Below are 19,832 nucleotides of genomic sequence, written 5' to 3' on the forward strand. Positions count from 1 at the left end.
TGCGGTGGACGGGCGGGTCACTTCACGGCACCCATGGACAGACCCTGCACCAGCTTGTCCTGGGCGGCGAACCCGGCCACGAGGACCGGCAGCGAGATGACGGTCGCCGCGGCGCACAGCTGCGCCAGGAACAGGCCCTGGCTGGTGACGAAACCGGTGAGGAACACCGGGGCGGTGCCGGCGATCGTCCCGGTCAGGGTCCGCGCCAGCAGCAGTTCGTTCCAGCTGAAGATGAAGCAGATGAGCGCCGTGGCGGCCACCCCCGGCATGGCGACGGGACGGACGATCGACCAGAGCATCCGGATCAGCCCGGCGCCGTCGATGGAGGCCGCCTCGAGCATCTCGCCGGGGACCTCGGCCAGGAACGACTGCATCATCCAGACCGCGATGGGCAGGTTCATCGAGGTGTAGAGGACGATCAGCAGCCAGATGTTGTCCAGCGTGCCCGTCTTGGTCGCGAACAGGTACAACGGCAGCAGCCCGGCGACGAGCGGCATGAACTTCGTCGACAGGAAGAAGAACATGACGTCGGTCCACTTCTGGACCGGACGGATCGAGAGCGCGAACGCCGCGGGGATCGCCAGGGCCAGGACGATCAGGGTCGAGATGACCGACGCCATCGCCGAGTTGATGAGCGGTGCGGCGGGCTGCGCGGAGAAGAACGAGCGGTACCCGTCGAGGGTCAGCCCGGCGGCGATCGACGGCGGGTTGGTCGCCGCGTCGGTCTCGGAGTGCAGCGAGGTGAGGACCATCCACAGGACCGGCAGCACGAAGAGGATGCCGACGATCCAGGCGATGAGACCCCAGATCGGCTTGCTGCGGTTCATCTCGCGGGCACGCTGTTCCCGCTTCGAGGTCGGGACGTGGGCGTTGGTGTTCGCCTTGAGCGTCCCACTGTTCGCGATGGTGCTCATCGACCGGCCTCCTGCTTGAACATGCTCGCGACGACGCGCAGGGCGAAGTTCGCGACGATGATGGTGGCGATGACGACGACGACACCCATCGCCGAGGCGAGGCCGTAGTCGTGGGCGGAGAACACGGTCTGGTAGATCGTGTACGGCAGGTTCGCGGTGCCCAGACCACCGGCGGTGATGGTGAACACGGCGTCGAAGTTCTGCACGATGTAGATGGCCCCGAGCAGACCGCCGAGTTCGAGGTACTGGCGCAGGTGCGGGAAGGTCAGGTAGCGGAAGATCTGGAACCCGGTGGCGCCGTCCATGCGGGCGGCCTCCTCGGCGTCGGCCGGCTTGGACTGCAGGCCGGCGAGCAGGATCAGCATCATGAACGGGGTCCACTGCCAGATGAGGGAGACCTCGATGGCGATCTTCGGGGCGGTCGAGAGCCAGTCGACCTGGGGTGCGCCGTCGGAGCCGAAGAGCTTCCAGATCGCGTTGAGCGTGCCGTTGAGCAGGCCGTAGTTCGGGTTGAACAGGGCGTGCTTCCACAGCAGCGCAGCCGCGATCGGGACGACCAGGAACGGCGCGATCATCATCGTGCGGACGGCCCCGCGGCCCATGAACTTCCGGTCCAGCAGCAGGGCGATGAGCATGCCCAGGACGAGGCTGACCGCGACGACGGTGACGGTCAGCAGGACGGTGTTCCACACCGCACCGCGGAGCTGGGCGTTCGTGAAGACCGAGACGTAGTTGGAGATGCCACCGAACCCGCGGTCCTGCGGGTAGTAGGAGTTCCAGTTCATGAACGAGATGACGATGGTCGCCAGGAACGGCAACTGCGTCACGACGATCGTGAACAGCAGCGCGGGGAGGAGGGGCGCCCGGCGGGCCCAGTCGGCGGCTCTGCGCGCCTGACCCGCGTTGCGCTGGGGCCTGTCCGGCCCCACCTTGGAGAGGTTGTCAGCCGTGGTGCTCGATGTGCTCATGGAAGGACGTCCTCTGTGCTTCCGGGGAGGGGAACCCACTGACGGGGCCGGGGCCGAACGAGGGACCGCGACCCCCGGGGAACCCGGGGGTCGCGGCGACGACTCACTTCTTGTACTTGTCGCTGACCAGCTTGGTCGCGAGGTCCTGGCCCTGGTCGAGGGCGTCCTCGACGCTCATCTGACCGGCGATGGCCGAGGACACGAGCTGGGAGACCTGGGTCGCCATGTCGGCGAACTCGGGGATGGCCACGAACTGGATGCCGGCGGCCGGACGCTTCTGCACACCCGGGTCCTCCGGGTTCGCGGCGTTGATGGCGTCCTGGGTGGCCTTGTAGAACGGGGCGGCCGACTTCTGGTAGTCGGCGTTCTCGTAGGTCGAGGTGCGCTTGCCCGCGGGCACGCTGGCCCAGCCGACCTGCTTGCCCACGAGTTCCTCGTACTCCTTGCTGGAGGCCCAGGAGACGAACTTCCAGGCGTTCTCCTGGTTCTTGGAGGCCTTCTGGATGCCCCACGCCCAGGTGTACAGCCAGCCCGAGGAGTCGGTCTGGTTGACCGGCGCGGCGACGTAGCCCATCTTGCCGGCCACCGGGGAACCGCTGGCGTCCAGCGAACCGGCGGCGGAGGTCGCGTCGTACCACATGGCGACCTGCGACTGGGTCATGCCGTTGAGGCACTCGGTGAACCCGGCCTGCGGGGCGCCGGACTCGCCGTGGGCCGTGACGAGATCGACGTAGAACTTCGTCGCGGCCACGAACTCCGGGGCGTTGACCTGGGCGGTCCAGTCCTCGTCGAACCAGGTGCCACCGAAGGTGTTGACGACCGTCGTGAGCGGGGCGAAGACCTGGCCCCAACCGGGCTGGCCGCGCAGCGCGATGCCCTTCATGCCGGGCGTCTTGCCGTCGAGCTGGGCCGCGAAACCCGCGACCTCGTCCCAGGTCGGCTTGTCCGGCATGGTGATGCCGTTGGCCTCGAAGACGTCCTTGCGGTACATGAGGAACGAGGACTCGCCGTAGAACGGCTCGCCGTAGACCTTGCCGTCGTCGCCGGTGAGCGCGGTGGCCAGCGGCTTGAGGATGTCGTCCTGACCGAACGCGGAGTCCGCCTTGATGAAGTCGTCCATCGGGGCGAGCCAGTCGTTCTTGGAGTAGAACGGGACCTCGTAGTTGGAGATCGACGCGACGTCGTACTGACCGGCCTGGCTGGAGAACTCCTGGCTGATCTTGTCGCGGACGTCGTTCTCGGGCAGGACCGTGTACTTCACGGTGATGCCGGTGTCCTTGGTGAAGTTGTCCGCGGTGAGCTTCTGCAGGTCCACCATCTGCGGGTTGTTGACCATGATGACGTTGATCGTCTTGCTGTCGCCGCCACCACCGCCGCCGCCCGTGGTCCCGCCGCCGGCGCCCGAGCAGGCGCTCAGCGCAGCGGCGGTACCGACACCGGCCGCGCCACCCAGAGCTGCCCGGCGGCTCAGTGTGGTGGCTGCGCGGCGGCTCAGTGTCGTGGCTGCGCGGCGGCTCAGCGGCGAGTTCGCCGCCGACGTGGACGCGCCCGGTGCGGCGTCCTTCTTCGACAGGCCCTGACGTCCAGCCATCGTGTCCCCTCCAGTGTCTTCGTCGACAAGGTGCTCCGGCTCGCGGCCGTTGCAACCGCTCAAATGAGCGGGCTACTCTCAGCTGTGCTGATCGTGACCCGCGTCGCACACAGCTGTCAACTCGTACTGCCCGTTCTCCACCCGACGTCAGCCCGGCCGGACACCACGGTCGGCGAAGGAGGTGCCATGGCGAAGACGCCGGCCCGCGGTACCGCCTCGCGACGGATGTCCACGAGTGCGCTCGCACTCGCGGCGGCCGCCGCCCGGCGCTTCTACGTCGAGGGCCTGACCAAGGTCGAGATCGCCAAGCAGCTCGGGGTGAGCCGGTTCAAGGTCGCCCGCCTGCTGGCGGACGCCCAGGAGGCCGGTCTCGTGCAGATCGAGGTGATCGTCCCGAGTTCCCTGGACGGAGAGCTCGCCGACGCGGTGCGCGAGCGCTTCGGCGTGCGGGCGGTCTACGTCGTGAAACCCGACGAGGACACCGTGGTGGGTCAGCGCCGGGCCGTCGCGAACTTCACCGCGGGCCTGCTGGAGGAGAGCGTCACGGCCGAGGACGTCGTCGGGCTCGCCTGGGGCCGCACGATCTCCCTGCTGGCCGCCTCCGTCGGGGCGAACATCGGCTGCCGCTTCGTCCAGCTCTCCGGTGCTCTGCCGCGCCCGGACGTGGAGGAGAGCGCCGTCGAGCTCGTCCGGCGGATGGCGGAGGCGACGGGATCCTCCTCCACGACCTTCTACGCACCCCTCGCCGTCCCCGACGCCGCCACCGCCGACGGGCTGCGCTCGCAGTCCGGCATCAGCGAGGCGCTGGCCGAACTCGACCGGCTGACGAAGGCCGTCGTGTCCGTGGGGGCCTGGCGCCCGGGTGAGTCCACGGCGCTGGACTCCCTCGGGGACGCCGATCGCGACGCGCTCTCCCAGGCCGGGGTCGTCGCCGAGATCACCGGGGTCCTGCTGGACCGCGACGGCAAGGAGGTGGACGCCCTCACCGACCGCGTCATCGGGGTGACCGGTCCGCAGCTGCGGGCGACCCCGGACGTCATCGCGATGGCCTGCGGCGACCAGCGCGGCGAGGCCACCGCGACCGCGCTGCGCAGCGGCATCGTCTCGACCCTGATCACCCACACCTCCCTGGCGCGCGCCGTCCTCGCCCAGCCCTGACCCCGCCACGCGCGCGGACGGAGCCTCCGGTCGCCTCTCCTACGATGGGGGCATGGCAGCGAAGGTCGTCCCCGCGCGGGGCATGCGTGACATCCTCCCCGTCGACAAGGCCCGCCGGGAGCACGCGCTGCACGTGATCCGCGAGGTCTACCGCTCCTTCGGCTTCGACGAGGTCGAGACGCCGGCGCTGGAGGAACTGTCCCGGCTGGAGTCGGGGCAGGGTGGCGAGAACGAGAAGATGCTGTTCAAGGTCATGCGCCGGGGGCTCGCGGCCGAGCAGGCCCTGCTGCCCGGCGACGCCGCGGACCTGGGTCTGCGCTTCGACCTCACCGTGCCCCTCACCCGCTACGTCGCCTCGAACGCGGCGGCGCTGCGGATGCCGTTCAAGGCGCTGCAGATCGGGCCGGTCTGGCGGGCGGAGCGTCCGCAGAAGGGTCGCTACCGCCAGTTCGTGCAGTGCGACATCGACATCGTCGGCGAACCCGGCAGCCTGGCCGAGGTCGAGCTCGTGACCGCGACGCACACCGCGCTGACACGCCTCGGCCTCACGGGCACGACGCTGCGCCTCAACGACCGGGGTGTCCTGACGGGACTGCTCACCGGGTGCGGTTTCGCCGAGGACACCCACGGCAGTGTGCTCATCACCGTCGACAAGGCCGACAAGGTCGGGCTCGACGGGGTCCTCGCGGAACTGCGGTCCAAGGGGTTCGACGAGGGGTCGGTCTCCGCGCTGGAGAAGTCGCTGACCGAACTGCTGCCGCTGCGCGACGTCCGCACCCCGGGCGTCCTCGAGTCCGCGCTGCCCGAGGCCGTCCCCACCGAGGTCGTCGTCCGGCTCCGCGAGATCGCCGACGCCCTCGCCCTGTCCGCCCCCGGCCTCGACGTGCAGTTCGACGTCACCCTGGTGCGCGGGATGGGGTACTACACGGGCCCGATCTTCGAGATGTCGATGCCGGGCAGCTCGTCCTCGATCGCCGGCGGCGGCCGCTACGACAACATGGTCGGCCGGTTCTCCGGCCGCGACCTGCCGGCCGCGGGGTTCTCGATCGGTTTCGAGCGCATCGTGGACGAACTGTCCTCCGGTGACGAGGAGACCCCCGCGATCGCCCTCGTCCACCCGGCCGGGGCGAACCCCGGGGAACTGCTGCGCAAGCAGCAGGAACTCATCGCCGCAGGCGCCCGGGTCGCCCTGGTGAAGCAGGCCAAGCGGATGCAGCCCCTCTTCGACGCGCTCGTCGCCGAGGGGTACTCCCGGGTCGTGCGGGCCCGGGTGGCCGAGGACGGGACCCTGGAGTTCGGCGACCCCAGCGACCTCACGACCTCCTGAGGCAGGTCCGGGGAACCGTCAGGCGGAGGTGAGGCGGCGGGCGGCGTGGCCCTGCCGGGTCGCGGCGACGGTCAGCTCCTGCCGCTCCTCCGTCGCGCCGTCCTGGACGAGGCGCACCTCGCGGGCGTCGACGAAACCGCGGAGGCGGCCGGGGTCGTTGGTGATGATGCCGTCGACGCGGTGGTGCAGCAGATCGCTCCACAACCGGGGTTCGTCGACGGTGTAGGGGTAGGTCGCGACGCCGGCCGCGTGGTACTCGGCGACGACGTGGGGGCTGGCGACGATGCTGGCGACGTAGGGGTTGACCGCCACCACCCCCAGTTCCGCGACCGCCCGCCTGGCCTGTTCGTAGGCCACCCCGGTGGGGGTGGACAACGCGGTGAACGGGTTCTGGGCGATGTCGCGGAGGGACTGTTCCAGCTCGGCCCAACCCATCGGCGGACCGGGCTGCAACACGAGCAGGGCCCGCTGCACGTCCGGGGCCACGTCGCGCAACGCGGCGACGCTCGACCGGTCGAAGCTCTGGACGATGCTGCGCCCGGCCACCCCGGCGAGGCGCAACGACCCCACGGCACCGGACGCCGCTGCCGGGCCCCAGGCCCCCTTGAACTCCACGAGGAGACCGGCCTGCGGGTAGCGGGCGACCACGTCGACGACCTCCCGCAGGGTCGGCACCCGCTGGCCGGCGAACGCCGGGGCGAACCACGCCCCGGCGTCGGCCGCCCGCACGCGCGCGCTGCCGAGTTCCTCCACGGAACCGCGGGTGTCCGTGGTGCGGTCCAGGGTGCCGTCGTGCACGACCACCGGCACCCCGTCGGCGTCGAGGTGGACGTCGAGCTCCAGCAGGTCGGCGCCGGCCCGTAGTGCCGCCTCGAAGGCGGCGAGCGTGTTCTCCGGTGCCACCGCGGAGTACCCGCGGTGCGCGATCACGAGCGGGCGGGCCATCGGGTCAGGCCTTCACGAGAGGCTTGACGTCGGACTCGTAGGAGCGCTCGATCTCGTCCTGGGCGGTGCCCCAGGCGTCCTTCGACGCCGTGCCCTGCAGCATGACCTTCTCCCACGCGGTGACCGTGGACTGGTCGCCGCCGGGGACGAAGACCCGGGCGTTGTCCTGCTTGCGCACGTTCTCGAGCTGGTCGACGGCGGTCTTGAACAGCGGGGTCTGCGCGTAGACCTCCTGCATGGTGGAGGAGTTCACGGCGCCCGTCGTGACGGGCATGTACCCGGTGTTCTGGGAGAAGTAGGCGGTGTTGTCGTCCTCGGCGAGGAACTTCAGCAGCGTGGCCGCCGCGAGCTGCTGCTCGGGGGACCGCTTGGCCGGGATGGCGAAGCCGGCGCCACCCGTGGGGGTGAACCGGCCCGCGGCGCCGCCGGGCAGGAAGGCGTTGCCGACCTCGAAGTTCGCGGCCTTGAGGATGCCGGACAGCGAACCCGTGGAACCGATGACGGAGGAGTACAGGCCCGCACCGAAGTCGGAGGCCTGGTCGGAGGAGGAGACGGCCGCCCAGCCCTGCGTGACGTAGTTGCGCAGGTAGTCGCTGGCCTTGAGGACCGGGTCGCTGTCGACGGTCATCTTCCAGTCGTCGCTGAGTGCGCCACCCATGCCCCAGATCATGCTCTGGTGGATCCAGCTCGCGTTCCCGGTGCCCTTGCCGAGACCGTAGGGCGCCTGCGCGCCGGTACCCGCGGCGGCCAGCTTCGGCAACCACTGCTGGAACTCGTCCCAGGTGTCGGGGCCGCGGTCGGGCAGACCGGCCGCGCTCCAGTGCGCCTTGTTGTAGTAGAAGACCGGCGTCGAACGGCAGTAGGGGACCGCCCACTGCGCGTCGGCGTACTGGTAGTCCCCCAGGAGGCCCGGGTTGTAGTTCGCGACGTCCACCCCGGCGCCGGACAGGACGTCGCCGAGCGGGGTGAGCTGGCCGTTGAGGGCGTAGCGGAACCACCAGACGTCGCTGAGGAGGACGAGGTCGGGGAGGTCGTCACCGGTGAGGGCGGCCTGGAACTTCTGGGAGATCTCGTCGTAGTTCGCGCCCGCGGTCACGAAGTTCACCGTGATGTCGGGGTTCGAGGTGGCGAAGCGCTTGAGGAACTCCGCCTCGACGGCCTGCGAGGAACCGGGGTGGTTCGTCCACACCGTCACGGTGTCGGCCGGGGTCACCTTGGTCCAGTCGGTCTTCGCCGCGACGGACGCGGCGGAGTCGCCGGTGGAGGCGGTCGAGGGGCCGGAGCAGGCGGCGAGGCCGAGAGCGGCCGCACCGGCTCCGGCCAGGGCGAGGACGCCGCGTCGGGGCAGCACGTGGGACGAGGTGTTCACGGGGTTCTCCTGAGTTCTACGGGGTGGTCAGTTCGCGAGCGCGCCCGTGGCCAGACCGGCCACGAGTCGACGCTGGAAGAAGACGAAGACGAGCAGGATGGGGAGCATCACGAGCACCGTGCCGGCCATCAGCACGCCCCAGTTGGTGATGCCGTCGTTGTTCTGCAGCAGGGTCAGACCCACGGGCAGGGTCATCATGCTCCCGCTGTCGGTCACCAGCAGCGGCCAGAGGTACTGGTTCCACTCGCTGACGACGGAGACGAGCGCGACGGCGGAGACGGTCGGCGCGGACAGCGGTACGACGAACCCCCACAGCCGGCGCCAGTGGCCCGCACCGTCCAGGGTCGCGGCCTCCAGGACGGAGACCGGGAACGTCTGGAAGTGCTGGCGGAAGAGGAAGGTCCCCAGCGAACTGGCCAGGCCCGGCAGGATGATCCCCTGGTAGGTGTTCAACCAGCCGAGCTGGGCGGTGAGGGTGTAGTTCGGGATGAGCGTGACCTGCGGCGGCACCATCAGGGCCGCGAGGACCAGCAGGAAGACGAGGCGCTTCCCGGGGAACTCCACGAACACCAGGGCGTAGGCGCACATCAGCCCGAGGACGACCTTGAGCCCGGCGCCGAGGACGGTGGTGATGACGCTGTTCAGCAGGAAGTGCCCGAAGGGCACGGTCGCGAAGACGTCCAGGTAGTTCGCGAGGTCCAGGGACTCCGGCAGCCACCGGGTCGGGATCGTGTAGATCTCGTTGCGCTGCTTGAAGGACGCGAACACCATCCACAGCAACGGCACGACCATGATGAGCGCCGCCACCACGAGGCAGGCGTAGCCGACGACGTCGACCCGGCGCCGGGGTTCACCGGCGGCCGGCCGGGCGCCGCGCTGGGCGGGGATCCGCGGTGCGCCCGCGGAGGTCTTGCGGGGGACGTCGACGCTCACCGGTAGTGCACCTTCCGCTCGACGAAGACCATCTGGACCAGGGTGACGAGCAGCAACCCGACGAACAGCAGGGTCGCGATCGCGGAGGCGTACCCGGCGGAACCGTCGACGAACGCCTCCTGGTAGACCTGGTAGACCATGGTGGTCGTCCCCTCCAGGGGCCCGCCCTTGGTCATCGCCCGGATGATGTCGAACGAGCCACCGGAGTTCGACTCGATGAACACCGTGACGGTGAGGAACAACGTGGTGGGCGAGAGCAGCGGGAAGATGATCGACCAGAACGTCCGCAGCGGGGAGGCCCCGTCGATCTGGGCGGCTTCCAGGATGTCGTCCGGGACCGACTGCAGGGCGGCCAGGTAGATGATGGCGACGTAGCCGACGTACTTCCACAGGTAGACGATGCAGACCATGGCCAGCGACCACTGCGGGTCGTTGTACCAGTTCGGCGACGTGATCCCGAGTCCCCGCAGCAACCCCGAGACGAGGCCGTACTGGGGGTCGAACACGAACAGCCAGCACATGCCGACGGCGACACCCGACAGGACGTAGGGCGCGAACACCGCGGCGCGGACGAACGTCCGTCCGTGCAGCTTCCGGTCGAGGAGGCGGGCGAGCGCGAGACCGATGGACATGCACCCGCCGACGGTGACGACCGCGAAGATCGCCGTCGTCAGCAGGACCGCGGGCGTCTTCGGGTCGTGGAAGTAGTTCAGGTAGTTCTGCAGGCCGATGAACGTCGCCGTGTCCGAACCCAGGTTCCAGTGCAGCAGCGAGTACTGCACGTTCTGGATCAGCGGCTTGTAGACGAACAGGACCAGGAGCGCGACGTTGGGCCCAGCGAGGAGCAGGAAGGTTCCCCACGAGCGCCAGGGGATGGAGCGCTGGCGCTGGGCGGGAACCTGGTGGAGGGTCGTCAAGGCGACCTCCTCCCAGGAAGGAGTGAGCTGGACGTTGGGAACACTAGTTCGCGCCGGGGGCCCGCCCCACGATTCCGGAGGGCCTCCGGGCAACGGACATCGACTGTTCACCTGACCCCGTCCCGGGGTGCCCGCACGTCACCGGCGGTTCACCGGGGCGTCAGCGCTGGCAGCTGGGGCACCACCAGGTGCGGCGCTGCTCGGGGTCCCCCGGGACCTCGGCGCGGACCGCGATCGGGGTGCCGCAGCGGCGGCAGGGCGCTCCCGCCCGTCCCGAGACCCAGTGCCGGTGGCCGGGTCGGGTGTCCCCCGTCGTGACCTGCATCGCGCCGGTCGGGCTGACGGAGAACGTCAGCAGCTTCACGGCGAGGCGGACGATGCGCTCGAGGTCGACGGTCCCGGCCGGGGTCCAGGGGTCGTGACCGCGCAGGTAGCAGAGTTCGTCGGCCCAGAGGTTGCCGATCCCCGCCAGGTTGCGCTGGTCGAGCAGGGCCGCCTTGAGGCCGCGCTCCGGACGCCGGCGGAGGTTCTCGACCGCGACCCGGACCCGGTCCTCGACCGGGGTCGCGGCGTCGAGCAGGTCCGGTCCGAGGTGGCCGACGACGCTCGCCTCCTGGTCGGTGGGCAGGACCTCGACGACCGGCATCCGCAACGCCAGCGCCGTCGGACCCTCCGTGCTCAGCCGGACGCGGACGTCGGGCAGCAACCGCTGCGGCAGTCGCTTCCCGGGGCCGAGCACCGACCACTCGCCGTCCATCCGGAGGTGGGTGTGCAACGTCGTCGGTCCGGTGAGCGAACTCCCACCGACGTCGAAGCGGGTGAGCAGGTGCTTCCCCCGGGAGACGGTCCCGAGGACGACGGCACCCGTCAGGTCCAGCGTCGCGAAGCGGGGGACGCGGAGGTCGGCCGAGGTCAGCCGGTGCCCGGACAGCTGCGCGTCGAGGCGACGGGCCAGCCGGTACACGGTGTCTCCTTCGGGCACCCGACCACGGTGGGGGTCCGGCGACGGATCCGCACGCCGACGGGATGGCCACGGCCGCCTCACGGGGAGAAGCTGGGGCATGACCTCGCGCCGGCTGCCCGCTCTCGTGGGGTTCCTGGTCCTCGTCCTCGGGATCGCGGTCGTGCTGGCGGTCGGTGCCGGTGCCGGCCGACGCAACGTCCCCGCCCGGGTCTCGGTCCCCCGGGTCTTCCCCGGTTCCAGCCACCTCACCGCCGACTCCACCCGGTCCCCGCTCGGTCGGGGGGTCGCCCTCTACCGGCAGGGCGCGGGCGTCGGGATCGCCGGGACCCCGCAGGTCCTGGTCCAGGGCAGTGACGGCCGCGGCACCCGCACGGTGGACGTGGCCCTCGACCGCGGACGGGGAGACGTCCTCGGCGACCCGGCGCCGGCGACGCTGTCCCCCGACGGGTCGCTCGTCGTCGTCGGCGAGCGGCGCGCCACCCCCGCCGCGACGGACCTCGTGGAGATCACCACCGCCACCGGGGCCGAGCGCGTGGTTCGACTGCCGGCGGCACGGGGCGTCGTGCCCGTGGCGTGGAGCCAGGACAGCCGTTACCTCGCCTACGTCGGGGCGGACGCCACGAACGTCGTCGAGTCCGCCGTCGCGGGTCCGCTCTTCGTCCTGGACACCCGCAGCGGCCGCTCGGAAGTGCTCACGGACGACGTCACCGCGGCCGCGTTCTCCCCGGACGGGTCGCGGGTCGCCGTGCAGTCCCCAGGGTCACCGCGGATCCGGGTGCTGGACCGCTCGGGGCGGACGGTGGACCAGCTCCTCGCCCCGGACCGCGCCCGGATCGCCGGGGGCGCCGCCTGGTCCCCCGACGGGTCCCTGCTCGCCGTCTTCGACGACGTGCGTGACCAGGTCAGGTTCGTCCCGGTCGCGGCGACGGCCGTGGTCCCCGCGCCGGTGCCCTCCGGCGGTCGGGTCCTGGGCTGGCTCTCCCGGACCGAACTGCTCGTCCCGGCCCCCCTGACGTCCGTCGGCGACGGCGACCAGCGGCTGCTGCGCGCGGACCTCGCCGAGGGGGACACCTCGGTGTGGGCGTCGGTGCCCACGGCGGGCGCGCGCTACGCGGTGCGGGACGTGACGTTGGCGACGGCCCTGCTGCCGCGGGCGCAGCTCGTCGCGGGTGGCGACGTCGACCGCGGGCCGTGGCCGCTGGGACTGCGGATCGGGTTCGTCGTCGCCGGGGCCGTGCTGTCGTCGTTCTCGGTGGTCGGTCTGCAGCGGCGGGCGGCGGCGGTGGGTTCGCTCGTCGCCACCCCCGCCTGGTCCACCGACTCCTCGATCGACTGAGCGTCGGCGAGGTTTCGCCCGACGTTCCCCGGGAGGTCGCCGAGGACCCCGCCCCGCAGCTCCTAGCGTGCTCGCCTGTGAAGAGATCCCTCGCGTCCGCCGTCGTCCTCGCCACCGTCTGCACCCTCGCCGCGTCCGGGGCCGCGAACGCGGGCACCACCGGGAAGGCCGCCGCCACCACCGCCCGGTGCAGCACCGCCGTCGCGTTGACGGGTTTCGACGACCACCTCGACGAGACCACGTTCGCGGGAACGCCGGTCGCGAACCTGTCGGCCCTCGCCCCGAGGCCGGACGGCTCGCTGCTGGCCCTCTCGGACCGCTCGGAGCTGTTCACCCTCGACGCTGACCGCAACCCCACCGCTGTCGTGGCGCTCCGCGACGAGGAGGGCGCCGAACTGGACAGCGAAGGCCTGGTCGCCGACCGGGACGGAACCCTCTGGGTGTCCTCGGAGTCCGGTCCCTCGGTCCGGCACTACACGGCCGACGGGACGCTCCTGGGTGCGTTGCCGCTCCCCCCGGAACTGCAGGTCGCCCCCGCCGGGCGGGCTCAGGAGAACCTGTCCCTCGAGGGGTTGACCTTGTCGGCCGACGGGCTCACGCTCTTCGCCGACGACGAGCAGGAACTGCTGGGGGACGCCGACGGTGTGCTGCGGATCCAGACCTGGCACCGCGCCGACCTGACCGCTCCGTTCGCCCTCGCTGCGCAGTACGCCTACCAGGCCGACCCGGGTCTCGGCGTTCCCGAGCTGATCGCGACCCCCGACGGCCGGCTGGTCCTGGTCGAACGCGAGTTCATCGCCCAGGTCGGGAACACGGTCCGCCTCTACGTCGCGGACCCGGCGACCGGGACCGACGTGGGCTCCGTCCAGAGCCTGACCACCGACAGCCCCGTGCTGGCCAAGACCCTGCTGGCCGACCTCGTGACCTGCCCGACGCTCGGGGCGGTCGCGGAACAACCGCAGCTGAACCCGCTGCTGGACAACGTCGAGGGCATGGCCCTGGTGTCGAACCAGGGCGACCGCCGCCTGCACCTGCTGCTGGTCAGCGACGACAACCAGCGCCCCACCCAGACCACCCGGTTCTACGACCTCGACGTCACCCTCCCCGTCCGGACGTCCTGAACCGCCGTCACCCCACCGTGTCGCGGAAGAAGGCGAGGACGTCCTCGGCGAGCAGCCCGGGTTCCTCGCGGGCCGCGAAGTGACCGCCGCGCGGCATCCGCGTGTACCGCGTGAGGTGGTACCGGCGTTCCACCCAGCTCCGCGGCGGCGGGGCTCCGAGGTCGGCGGGGAACAGGGCGACCGCGGTCGGGACGGTGACCCGTTCCAGCGGGGGCAGGAATCCGTTGCCGCTCTCGTAGTACGGCCGGAACGAGGTGGAGATCGAGTTCGTGAACCAGTACAACGAGGCCTGGGTGAGCAGGAACTCGTCACCGAACTTCGCGGCGGGATCGCCGTCGCCGTCGCTCCAGGCACGGTACTTCTCGAGGATCCAGGCCAGCAGCCCGGACGGGGAATCGCTCAACCCCTGGGCGAGGGTGAGCGGACGGGTGCTGTGCTGGTGGCCGTAGGCCCCCTCCGCCTCCCGCCACGCGGCGAGACCGTCGAGGTAGGCCCGCTCGTCCTCGTCGAGTTCCCCGTCGGCTTCGTCGTGGCGGGAGTCCACGTCGAGGAGGTGGATGCCGACGACGGCCTCGGGGTGCGCCTGACCGAGCCGGCCGGTGACGCCGGCCCCCAGGTCGCTGCCGTGGGCGCCGTAGCGCTCGAAGCCGAGTTCGTCGTGCATGAGCCGGTGCCAGAGCTCGTGCGTGGGCAGCGAGTTCTCGAGGTCCGGACGCTGTCCGGAGAACGTGAACCCCGGCAGGGACGGGACGACCACGGTGAGGGCGTCACGGGCGTCCCCGCCGAACTCCGACGGGTGCGTCAGGCGCCGGGCGAACTCCGTGTGCTCGAGGAAGGAACTCGGCCAGCCGTTGGTGAGGACGACGGGCAACGCGTCGGCGCGCTCGCCCTCGAAGACCAGGTGGTGCACGAGCGTCCCGTCGATCTCGGCGAACCGGGACGGAAGGGCGTTCAGCGCCGCCTCCTGGGCGCGCCAGTCGTACCCGTCGGCCCAGTGGGCGACGAGGCGGCGCAGTTCGCCGCCGTCGGTGCCGGCCTGCCAGGCGGGGAGCGGCCAGGCCGCGGCCCAGCGCGTCGCGCGCAGGCGCGATCGGAGGTCCTCCAGCTCGGCGTCGGGGACGGCGAGCAGCGGGCGGGCGTCCGGGGACAGCCGTGAAGTCGACACCAGTGGAGGCTATAGCCGGTGTCGCCGCGAGGCAACACCGGTGACGCCGTAAGCTGGTGTCGTGAACGCACCGGTCGTGGACCTCGAGGTCGTGGAGCAGTTCCTCAACACCCTCGACGAACGGACGTTCAGCCGGCACGGCGAACAGCACCTCCGTCGGGACGCACTCACCTCGCCCGAGGACCTGTCGGCCTGGCTGGACGACCGCGACCTCGCCGGGGACCCGGTCCGCCCGGCCGACGTGACCACGGCCAGGGCGCTGCGCTCAGCGTTGCGCGCGGCCCTGCTGGGGAGCGAACCCGCGTTGGACCGCTTCCCGCTGCGCCTGGTCGCGGACCCGTCGGGGAGTCTGCGGGTGGCCGCGCAGACCGGCGTCGACGGTCTCGACACCCTCGTCGAGACGGTGGCCGTCAGCGTCGCCTCGGGCCGCTGGAGCCGGCTGAAGCTCTGCGCGTCCGAGGACTGCCGCTGGGCGTTCTACGACACCTCCCGCAACGGTGGCGGACGGTGGTGCTCGATGGAGGTCTGTGGCAACCGCCACAAGACGCGGACCTACCGCCGGGCCCGGGGGTGACCACCGGGGTCCGGGAGCGCTCAGGTCAGGCCGAAGCGGAACTCGGTGACGGTGCGGAACTCCTCGCCGGGCTGCAGGACGGTCGTCGGGAACTCGGGGTGGTTCGGGGCGTCGGGGAAACCCTGGGCTTCCAGGGCGAACCCGGCCCGCGGCCCGTAGGTCTGCCCCGCCTTGCCCACGAGCGTCCCGGCCAGTGAGCCCCCGGTGAAGAACTGCACCCCGGGCTGGTCGGTCCAGACCTCGAGGGTCCGCCCGGAGACGGGTTCCTCGACCTTGGCCGCGAACGTCACGTCACGGCGCCCGCCGGGGACGTCGGCCAGGACGAAGCAGTGGTCGAAACCCTTACCGCGGGCCAGCTGCTCGTCCTCGAGGTCGACGCGGTAGCCGACCGGAACGGGTTCGCGGAGGTCGAACGGGGTGCCCTCGACGGGACGGAACTCACCCGTCGGCAGTCCGCTGTCGTCGACGGGGAGGAAGCGGTCGGCGGCGACCTGCACGAGCTGCGCGTCGACCGTCCCCGCTCCGTCGCCCGCGAGGTTCCAGTAGGCGTGGTTCGTGAGGTTCACGACGGTCGTCGAATCGGTGGTCGCGCTCGCGAGGACGGTGAGGACACCACCGCGCAGGACGTAGCTGACGTGCACCGACAGGTTGCCGGGGAACCCGTTGTCGCCGTCGGGGCTGAGCAGCGAGAACCGGACCCCGCAGGCCCCCTCGACGGGGTGGGCGCTCCAGCGCCGTTCCGAGAACGGGTGCGGTCCGCCGTGGATCGCGTTGCCGCGGTCGGTCGGCGGGACGGCGAAGCTGATCCCGTCGAGGGTGAACGTCCCGCCCCGGATGCGGTTGGCGAACCGCCCGATCGTCGCCCCGAAGGAGCGTCCCTTGGCGGTGTAGGGCGCAAGGTCGGAGAACCCGAGGACGACGTCGACGAGGTTCCCGTCCCGGTCGGGGACGAGCACCGACTGGATCCTCGCGCCGTGCTCGACGAGGCCGACCCGCACCCTCCCGTCGTCCAGGACCCAGCGCGCGATCGGGGTTCCGTCCTCGAACGTTCCCCAGGCCTGCTCGACGGTCACGGTTCCCACCGGGTTCTCCACGCGCCCGAGGTTACCGGGGCGGGTCGTCCTCGGCCCGGGGAGCCGCCCGCGCGGCCCCCAGGGCCCCCACCGCCGCGGTCGTGACGACCGCGACGCCGGTGAGCAGGAGAACTCCGGCGGCGTACCACTTCCAGTCCCAGCTGCGGTCGAGGACCTCGTGCGCCGCGACGGCCGCCGCGAGGGCCACCAGGACGAGACCACCGAGGACGGCCCCGACGTCGGGGCCCCGCGGGTTCACCGGTCCTCCAGGAGGGTCGAACCGGCGGCGGCGAGGCGGACCTCACCGGTCCAGGCGACGGCCTGCAGTTCCGGGGTCCCCGCGGGGACGGTCCAGTCGGCGGGGTCGTCACCGCGGACCACCACGGTGTCGGCGAGGGCGGCCGCGTCGGGACCGACGGCGAAGACCTGCCTGAGGTCGGCGCCCTCGACGGAGCGCTGCGCGGCCGTGCCGTCGAGCGCCACGACGTCGACGTCCTGCCACCGGACCGAGCCGGCGAGGACGCGCACCTCGACGAGCACCGTCGCGTCGTCGGGGACGAGGACGTCGAGGCGCCCCGCGGCGATGGTGGCCCGGGCCGGTCCCCCGTCGAGGCGGGACGGGTCGACGCTGAGCTGTCCCACCGCGGAACTCAGCGCCGTCGCGCCGGTGGGGCTCCAGGTCTTCTGCACCTGCCAGGTCCAGCCCGTCGCGGGCGGGAGGAGGGAGGTGGCGACGGCGCAGAACGCCGCGGGCCAGGCGAGCCCGACCAGGGCCGTGCGCCGGCCCCGGACCCCGGCGAGGACGGCCCCGAACCCCATCACGGCGACGGCGGCGCAGCAGGCCAGCGGCACGGTCCGACCGGGGAGGTCGACCAGCAGGCCGAGGACGACCACGGCCCCGGCGGCGAGCAGCGCGAGACCGAGGACGGCGGTGGTGAGCAGGGGCGATCCGGGGCGACGGCGGGCCTTGGCCGCGGCCGCCCGTTCCCGCGCGCGCTCCTGGACGAGGCGGTGCTTCTCCGCCCGGGCGGCGGCGCTGCGTTCGGTCGCGGACCCGAACCCGGCGACGGGTTCACGGACGGGTCCCGGTTCGACGGCGGGCGGGGGCTCGGGCTGGTCCCGGTGGGCCGACGACGGCGGGGCCTTCGGGGTCTTCACCAGCGAGAGGCGGGGGCGCGGGGGCGCGAACTGGGTGAAGCGCTGGTCGCGCAACACCCACCAGCCGAGCAGCGCGACGAGGGTGGTGATGAGGAAACCCCAGCCCGGCCCGGCCCGGCCGGTGGTGAGGATCCCCACCAGGGCCCGCGGCACGAACAGGTCGAGGACGACGAGGGCACCGGCCAGCCAGGCCGCTCCCGAGACGTCGCCCCGGGTCGCCGCCTCGGCCTCGATGCGCCCGGACTTCCGTGCGTCGGGCAGCAGCAACCAGGCGAGTCCGTAGCAGGCCAGACCGAGACCGCCGACGGCGGTGAGGGCGGCGACGGTCCCCCGCACCAGCAGGGGGTCGTACCCGGTGCGGGCCGCGACGGCGCCGCAGACCCCGGCGAACCAGCGGTCCTCGCCACGGACGACCCCGAGCTCGCGCACGGAGCGGAAGAACGTCGCCCGGCAGTCCCGGACCGGCCCGGTGGGGGCGGGTCCTTCCGGCGGGGCGGTGGTGCTGGTCACGGGTCGACTCTCCCGGTAGGCAGCGGGACGGGGGAAGGGGGTCTCAGAAGATCCAGCCGAGGCCGAGCAGCCCCTGGCCGAGGATCAGGTCGAGGACGACGAGCCCGACCGCGAGGGCCAGGGCGCCGGAGACGTCGCCGCGCTGGGCCGCCTGGGCCTCGATGCGCCCGGCCGCCGCCGAGGCGTCGGGCAGCAGGGCCCAGGCGAGGCCGTAGAGGCCGAGCCCGAGTCCCCCAAAGAGGCTCAGCACGATGAAGGCGATCCGCACGACGAGGGGGTCGATGCCGAGGCGTCCGGCGATGCCGCCGGCGACCCCGGCGACCCAGCGGTCCTGGCTGCGGACGAGGCCGGAGCGGCGGATCGCCGCGAAGAAGCGGTCGGCGGAGTTCTGCGCGGCCGGGACCTGCAGGGTCTCGGGGCGGGGGTCGGTCTGCTGGGTGTTCTCGTTCGTGGTCATGGTTCGAGACTGCTCGCCGGGACACCCCGGGCACATCCGGGGTTTCCCTGAGTCGACCCTGGTTCCGGCGCTCGGGGGATCCCCGGGGTGGGGGTCGCGTGCCACGATCGGCGGGTGAGCACGCAGACGACGGCACCCCCCGCGACGGGGCCCGCACCGCGACCGGCCCTGGTCCGCGCGGTCGAGCACCGCCGGGTCGCCGGCGTGGCCGCGGGCGTCGCCGCCCACACCGGGATCCCGTCGTCACGCGTGCGGACGGTGTTCGTCGCAGGGGCGTTCCTCGGGGGTTTCGGCGTCGCGCTCTACGCGGCGCTGTGGTTGCTGCTGCCCGACGAGAACCAGCTCGCGCTGCCTCCGGAGCAGCGTTCCGACGCCGCCGCGTGGGTCGTGGCGCACCGCAACGCCCTGGCCGGGATCGCCCTGGTCGTCTGCTTCGGGTTGCTGCCGGCGATGAACCTGCTCAGGGGGTCCTCGCGGTTCGCGGCCCCGCTGCTCGTGGCCGGCGCGGGCGTGGTGCTGGCGTGGGGCCAGCTCGACACGACCCGTCGACGTCGGCTGGTGGCGGACTCCACGGACGGGCGGCGGGCCGCGCTGCGGGTGGCGGTGGGCGCCGCACTCGTCGTCCTCGCCCTGATGTTCCTGTTCGTCGTGGGCGACCCGACCCAGTTCTGGCGCTCCACGGTCGCCGGGTTGGGGATCCTCGCGGGGGTGACCGTCGTGCTGGCGCCCTGGGTGGTGCGGCTGTGGCAGGACCTCGGGGAGGAACGGGCGGCCCTGGCGCGTGAGCAGGAACGGGCCGAGTTGGCCGCCCACGTGCACGACTCGGTGCTGCAGACCCTCACCCTCATCCAGAAGCGGTCGTCGGACGCCGGCGAGGTCGCCCGGTTGGCGCGACGGCAGGAACGCGAACTGCGGCAGTGGTTGTACGGCGACCACGGGCAGAGCGCCGGCACGCTCGGGGCTGCGCTGCGGGCCGCGGCGACGGAGGTCGAGGACGTGTCGGGGGCCGTCGTCGAGGTCGTCGTCGTGGGCGACCTGGACAACCGGGTCCTCGACAAGCCGCTGACGTCGCTGGCCCAGGCGGCCCGGGAGGCACTGCTGAACGCCGGCCGGCACGCGGGTGGGACCGTGTCGGTGTACGCGGAAGCCGTCGGTGCAGGTGTGGAGGTGTTCGTGCGCGACCGGGGTCCCGGTTTCGAGGTGGACGACGTGCCCGACGACCGGCTGGGGGTGCGCGAGTCCATCATCGGCCGGATGCGCCGGGCCGGCGGTCGGGCGACCGTGCGGCGGCCCGCCGACGGCGGCACCGAGGTGGCGCTCGTACTGCCGGGAGGCACGTCGTGATCCGGGTC

General features: G+C 72.0%; 19 protein-coding genes. 6 read left to right on the plus strand and 13 right to left on the minus strand.

Annotated elements, in window-relative coordinates:
- Positions 1-17 precede the first annotated feature (17 nt).
- From SJY07_RS10950 to SJY07_RS10960, 3 genes are all read right to left on the minus strand, one after another.
- Positions 18-827, minus strand: coding sequence for a carbohydrate ABC transporter permease (locus SJY07_RS10950; protein WP_380162266.1), 810 nt, complete (start codon positions 825-827; stop codon positions 18-20).
- Positions 828-910: 83 nt separating this feature from the next.
- A complete protein-coding gene (locus SJY07_RS10955; RefSeq protein ID WP_380159047.1) occupies positions 911-1,882 on the minus strand; it encodes a carbohydrate ABC transporter permease in 972 nt (323 codons plus the stop codon).
- Between the two features lie 103 nt (positions 1,883-1,985).
- Positions 1,986-3,473, minus strand: a complete 1,488-nt coding sequence (locus SJY07_RS10960) for an ABC transporter substrate-binding protein (protein ID WP_380159049.1) — start codon at positions 3,471-3,473, stop codon at positions 1,986-1,988.
- 186 nt (positions 3,474-3,659) lie between these two features.
- Between SJY07_RS10960 and SJY07_RS10965 the strand changes: the two genes are divergently transcribed.
- Together SJY07_RS10965 and hisS are read left to right on the plus strand one after the other, a co-directional pair.
- Positions 3,660-4,631 (plus strand): sugar-binding transcriptional regulator, encoded by a 972-nt coding sequence (locus tag SJY07_RS10965; RefSeq protein WP_380159051.1) that lies wholly within the window; start codon positions 3,660-3,662, stop codon positions 4,629-4,631.
- A 52-nt stretch (positions 4,632-4,683) separates the two neighbouring features.
- A complete protein-coding gene (gene hisS, locus SJY07_RS10970; RefSeq protein ID WP_380159053.1) occupies positions 4,684-5,958 on the plus strand; it encodes a histidine--tRNA ligase in 1,275 nt (424 codons plus the stop codon).
- Positions 5,959-5,976: 18 nt separating this feature from the next.
- On the opposite strand, the gene SJY07_RS10975 is transcribed toward hisS, so the two are convergent.
- From SJY07_RS10975 to SJY07_RS10995, 5 genes are all read right to left on the minus strand, one after another.
- Positions 5,977-6,903 carry a glycerophosphodiester phosphodiesterase gene (locus SJY07_RS10975; RefSeq protein ID WP_380159055.1) on the minus strand — a complete coding sequence of 309 codons (927 nt, stop codon included), beginning with the start codon at positions 6,901-6,903 and terminating at the stop codon, positions 5,977-5,979.
- A gap of 4 nt (positions 6,904-6,907) precedes the next feature.
- The gene (locus SJY07_RS10980; RefSeq protein WP_328294234.1) at positions 6,908-8,272 is read right to left on the minus strand and encodes an ABC transporter substrate-binding protein; all 1,365 of its coding nucleotides are present in this window, start codon (positions 8,270-8,272) and stop codon (positions 6,908-6,910) included.
- A 27-nt stretch (positions 8,273-8,299) separates the two neighbouring features.
- The gene (locus SJY07_RS10985) at positions 8,300-9,205 is read right to left on the minus strand and encodes a carbohydrate ABC transporter permease (RefSeq protein WP_328294233.1); all 906 of its coding nucleotides are present in this window, start codon (positions 9,203-9,205) and stop codon (positions 8,300-8,302) included.
- A complete protein-coding gene (locus SJY07_RS10990) occupies positions 9,202-10,122 on the minus strand; it encodes a sugar ABC transporter permease (protein ID WP_328294232.1) in 921 nt (306 codons plus the stop codon). The genes SJY07_RS10985 and SJY07_RS10990 overlap by 4 nt, the downstream gene beginning before the upstream one ends.
- Before the next feature lie 160 nt (positions 10,123-10,282).
- Positions 10,283-11,104 carry a DNA-formamidopyrimidine glycosylase family protein gene (locus SJY07_RS10995; RefSeq protein WP_380159058.1) on the minus strand — a complete coding sequence of 274 codons (822 nt, stop codon included), beginning with the start codon at positions 11,102-11,104 and terminating at the stop codon, positions 10,283-10,285.
- Between the two features lie 79 nt (positions 11,105-11,183).
- On the opposite strand from SJY07_RS10995, the gene SJY07_RS11000 reads away from it, so the two are divergent.
- The gene (locus tag SJY07_RS11000) at positions 11,184-12,422 is read left to right on the plus strand and encodes a TolB family protein (protein ID WP_380159060.1); all 1,239 of its coding nucleotides are present in this window, start codon (positions 11,184-11,186) and stop codon (positions 12,420-12,422) included.
- 77 nt (positions 12,423-12,499) lie between these two features.
- Positions 12,500-13,543 (plus strand): esterase-like activity of phytase family protein, encoded by a 1,044-nt coding sequence (locus SJY07_RS11005; protein ID WP_380159062.1) that lies wholly within the window; start codon positions 12,500-12,502, stop codon positions 13,541-13,543.
- A 7-nt stretch (positions 13,544-13,550) separates the two neighbouring features.
- Here the strand turns inward: SJY07_RS11005 and SJY07_RS11010 are convergent, their stop codons facing one another.
- Positions 13,551-14,708 (minus strand): epoxide hydrolase family protein, encoded by a 1,158-nt coding sequence (locus SJY07_RS11010; protein ID WP_380159064.1) that lies wholly within the window; start codon positions 14,706-14,708, stop codon positions 13,551-13,553.
- A gap of 61 nt (positions 14,709-14,769) precedes the next feature.
- Between SJY07_RS11010 and SJY07_RS11015 the strand changes: the two genes are divergently transcribed.
- A complete protein-coding gene (locus SJY07_RS11015) occupies positions 14,770-15,282 on the plus strand; it encodes a CGNR zinc finger domain-containing protein (protein WP_380159066.1) in 513 nt (170 codons plus the stop codon).
- A gap of 20 nt (positions 15,283-15,302) precedes the next feature.
- Here the strand turns inward: SJY07_RS11015 and SJY07_RS11020 are convergent, their stop codons facing one another.
- The 4 genes from SJY07_RS11020 to SJY07_RS11035 are packed head-to-tail and all read right to left on the minus strand — an operon-like array spanning position 15,303 to position 18,480.
- A complete protein-coding gene (locus SJY07_RS11020; RefSeq protein WP_380159068.1) occupies positions 15,303-16,376 on the minus strand; it encodes an aldose epimerase family protein in 1,074 nt (357 codons plus the stop codon).
- Between the two features lie 10 nt (positions 16,377-16,386).
- Positions 16,387-16,614, minus strand: a complete 228-nt coding sequence (locus SJY07_RS11025; RefSeq protein WP_380159070.1) for a hypothetical protein — start codon at positions 16,612-16,614, stop codon at positions 16,387-16,389.
- A complete protein-coding gene (locus SJY07_RS11030; RefSeq protein ID WP_380159072.1) occupies positions 16,611-18,023 on the minus strand; it encodes a PspC domain-containing protein in 1,413 nt (470 codons plus the stop codon). The genes SJY07_RS11025 and SJY07_RS11030 overlap by 4 nt, the downstream gene beginning before the upstream one ends.
- A gap of 43 nt (positions 18,024-18,066) precedes the next feature.
- Positions 18,067-18,480, minus strand: coding sequence for a PspC domain-containing protein (locus SJY07_RS11035; protein WP_380159074.1), 414 nt, complete (start codon positions 18,478-18,480; stop codon positions 18,067-18,069).
- A 114-nt stretch (positions 18,481-18,594) separates the two neighbouring features.
- On the opposite strand from SJY07_RS11035, the gene SJY07_RS11040 reads away from it, so the two are divergent.
- Positions 18,595-19,824 (plus strand): sensor histidine kinase, encoded by a 1,230-nt coding sequence (locus tag SJY07_RS11040; protein ID WP_380159076.1) that lies wholly within the window; start codon positions 18,595-18,597, stop codon positions 19,822-19,824.
- Positions 19,825-19,832 lie beyond the last annotated feature (8 nt).

The sequence above is a fragment of the Kineococcus sp. R86509 genome, assembly GCF_042466365.1.
Lineage (GTDB): Bacteria > Actinomycetota > Actinomycetes > Actinomycetales > Kineococcaceae > Kineococcus.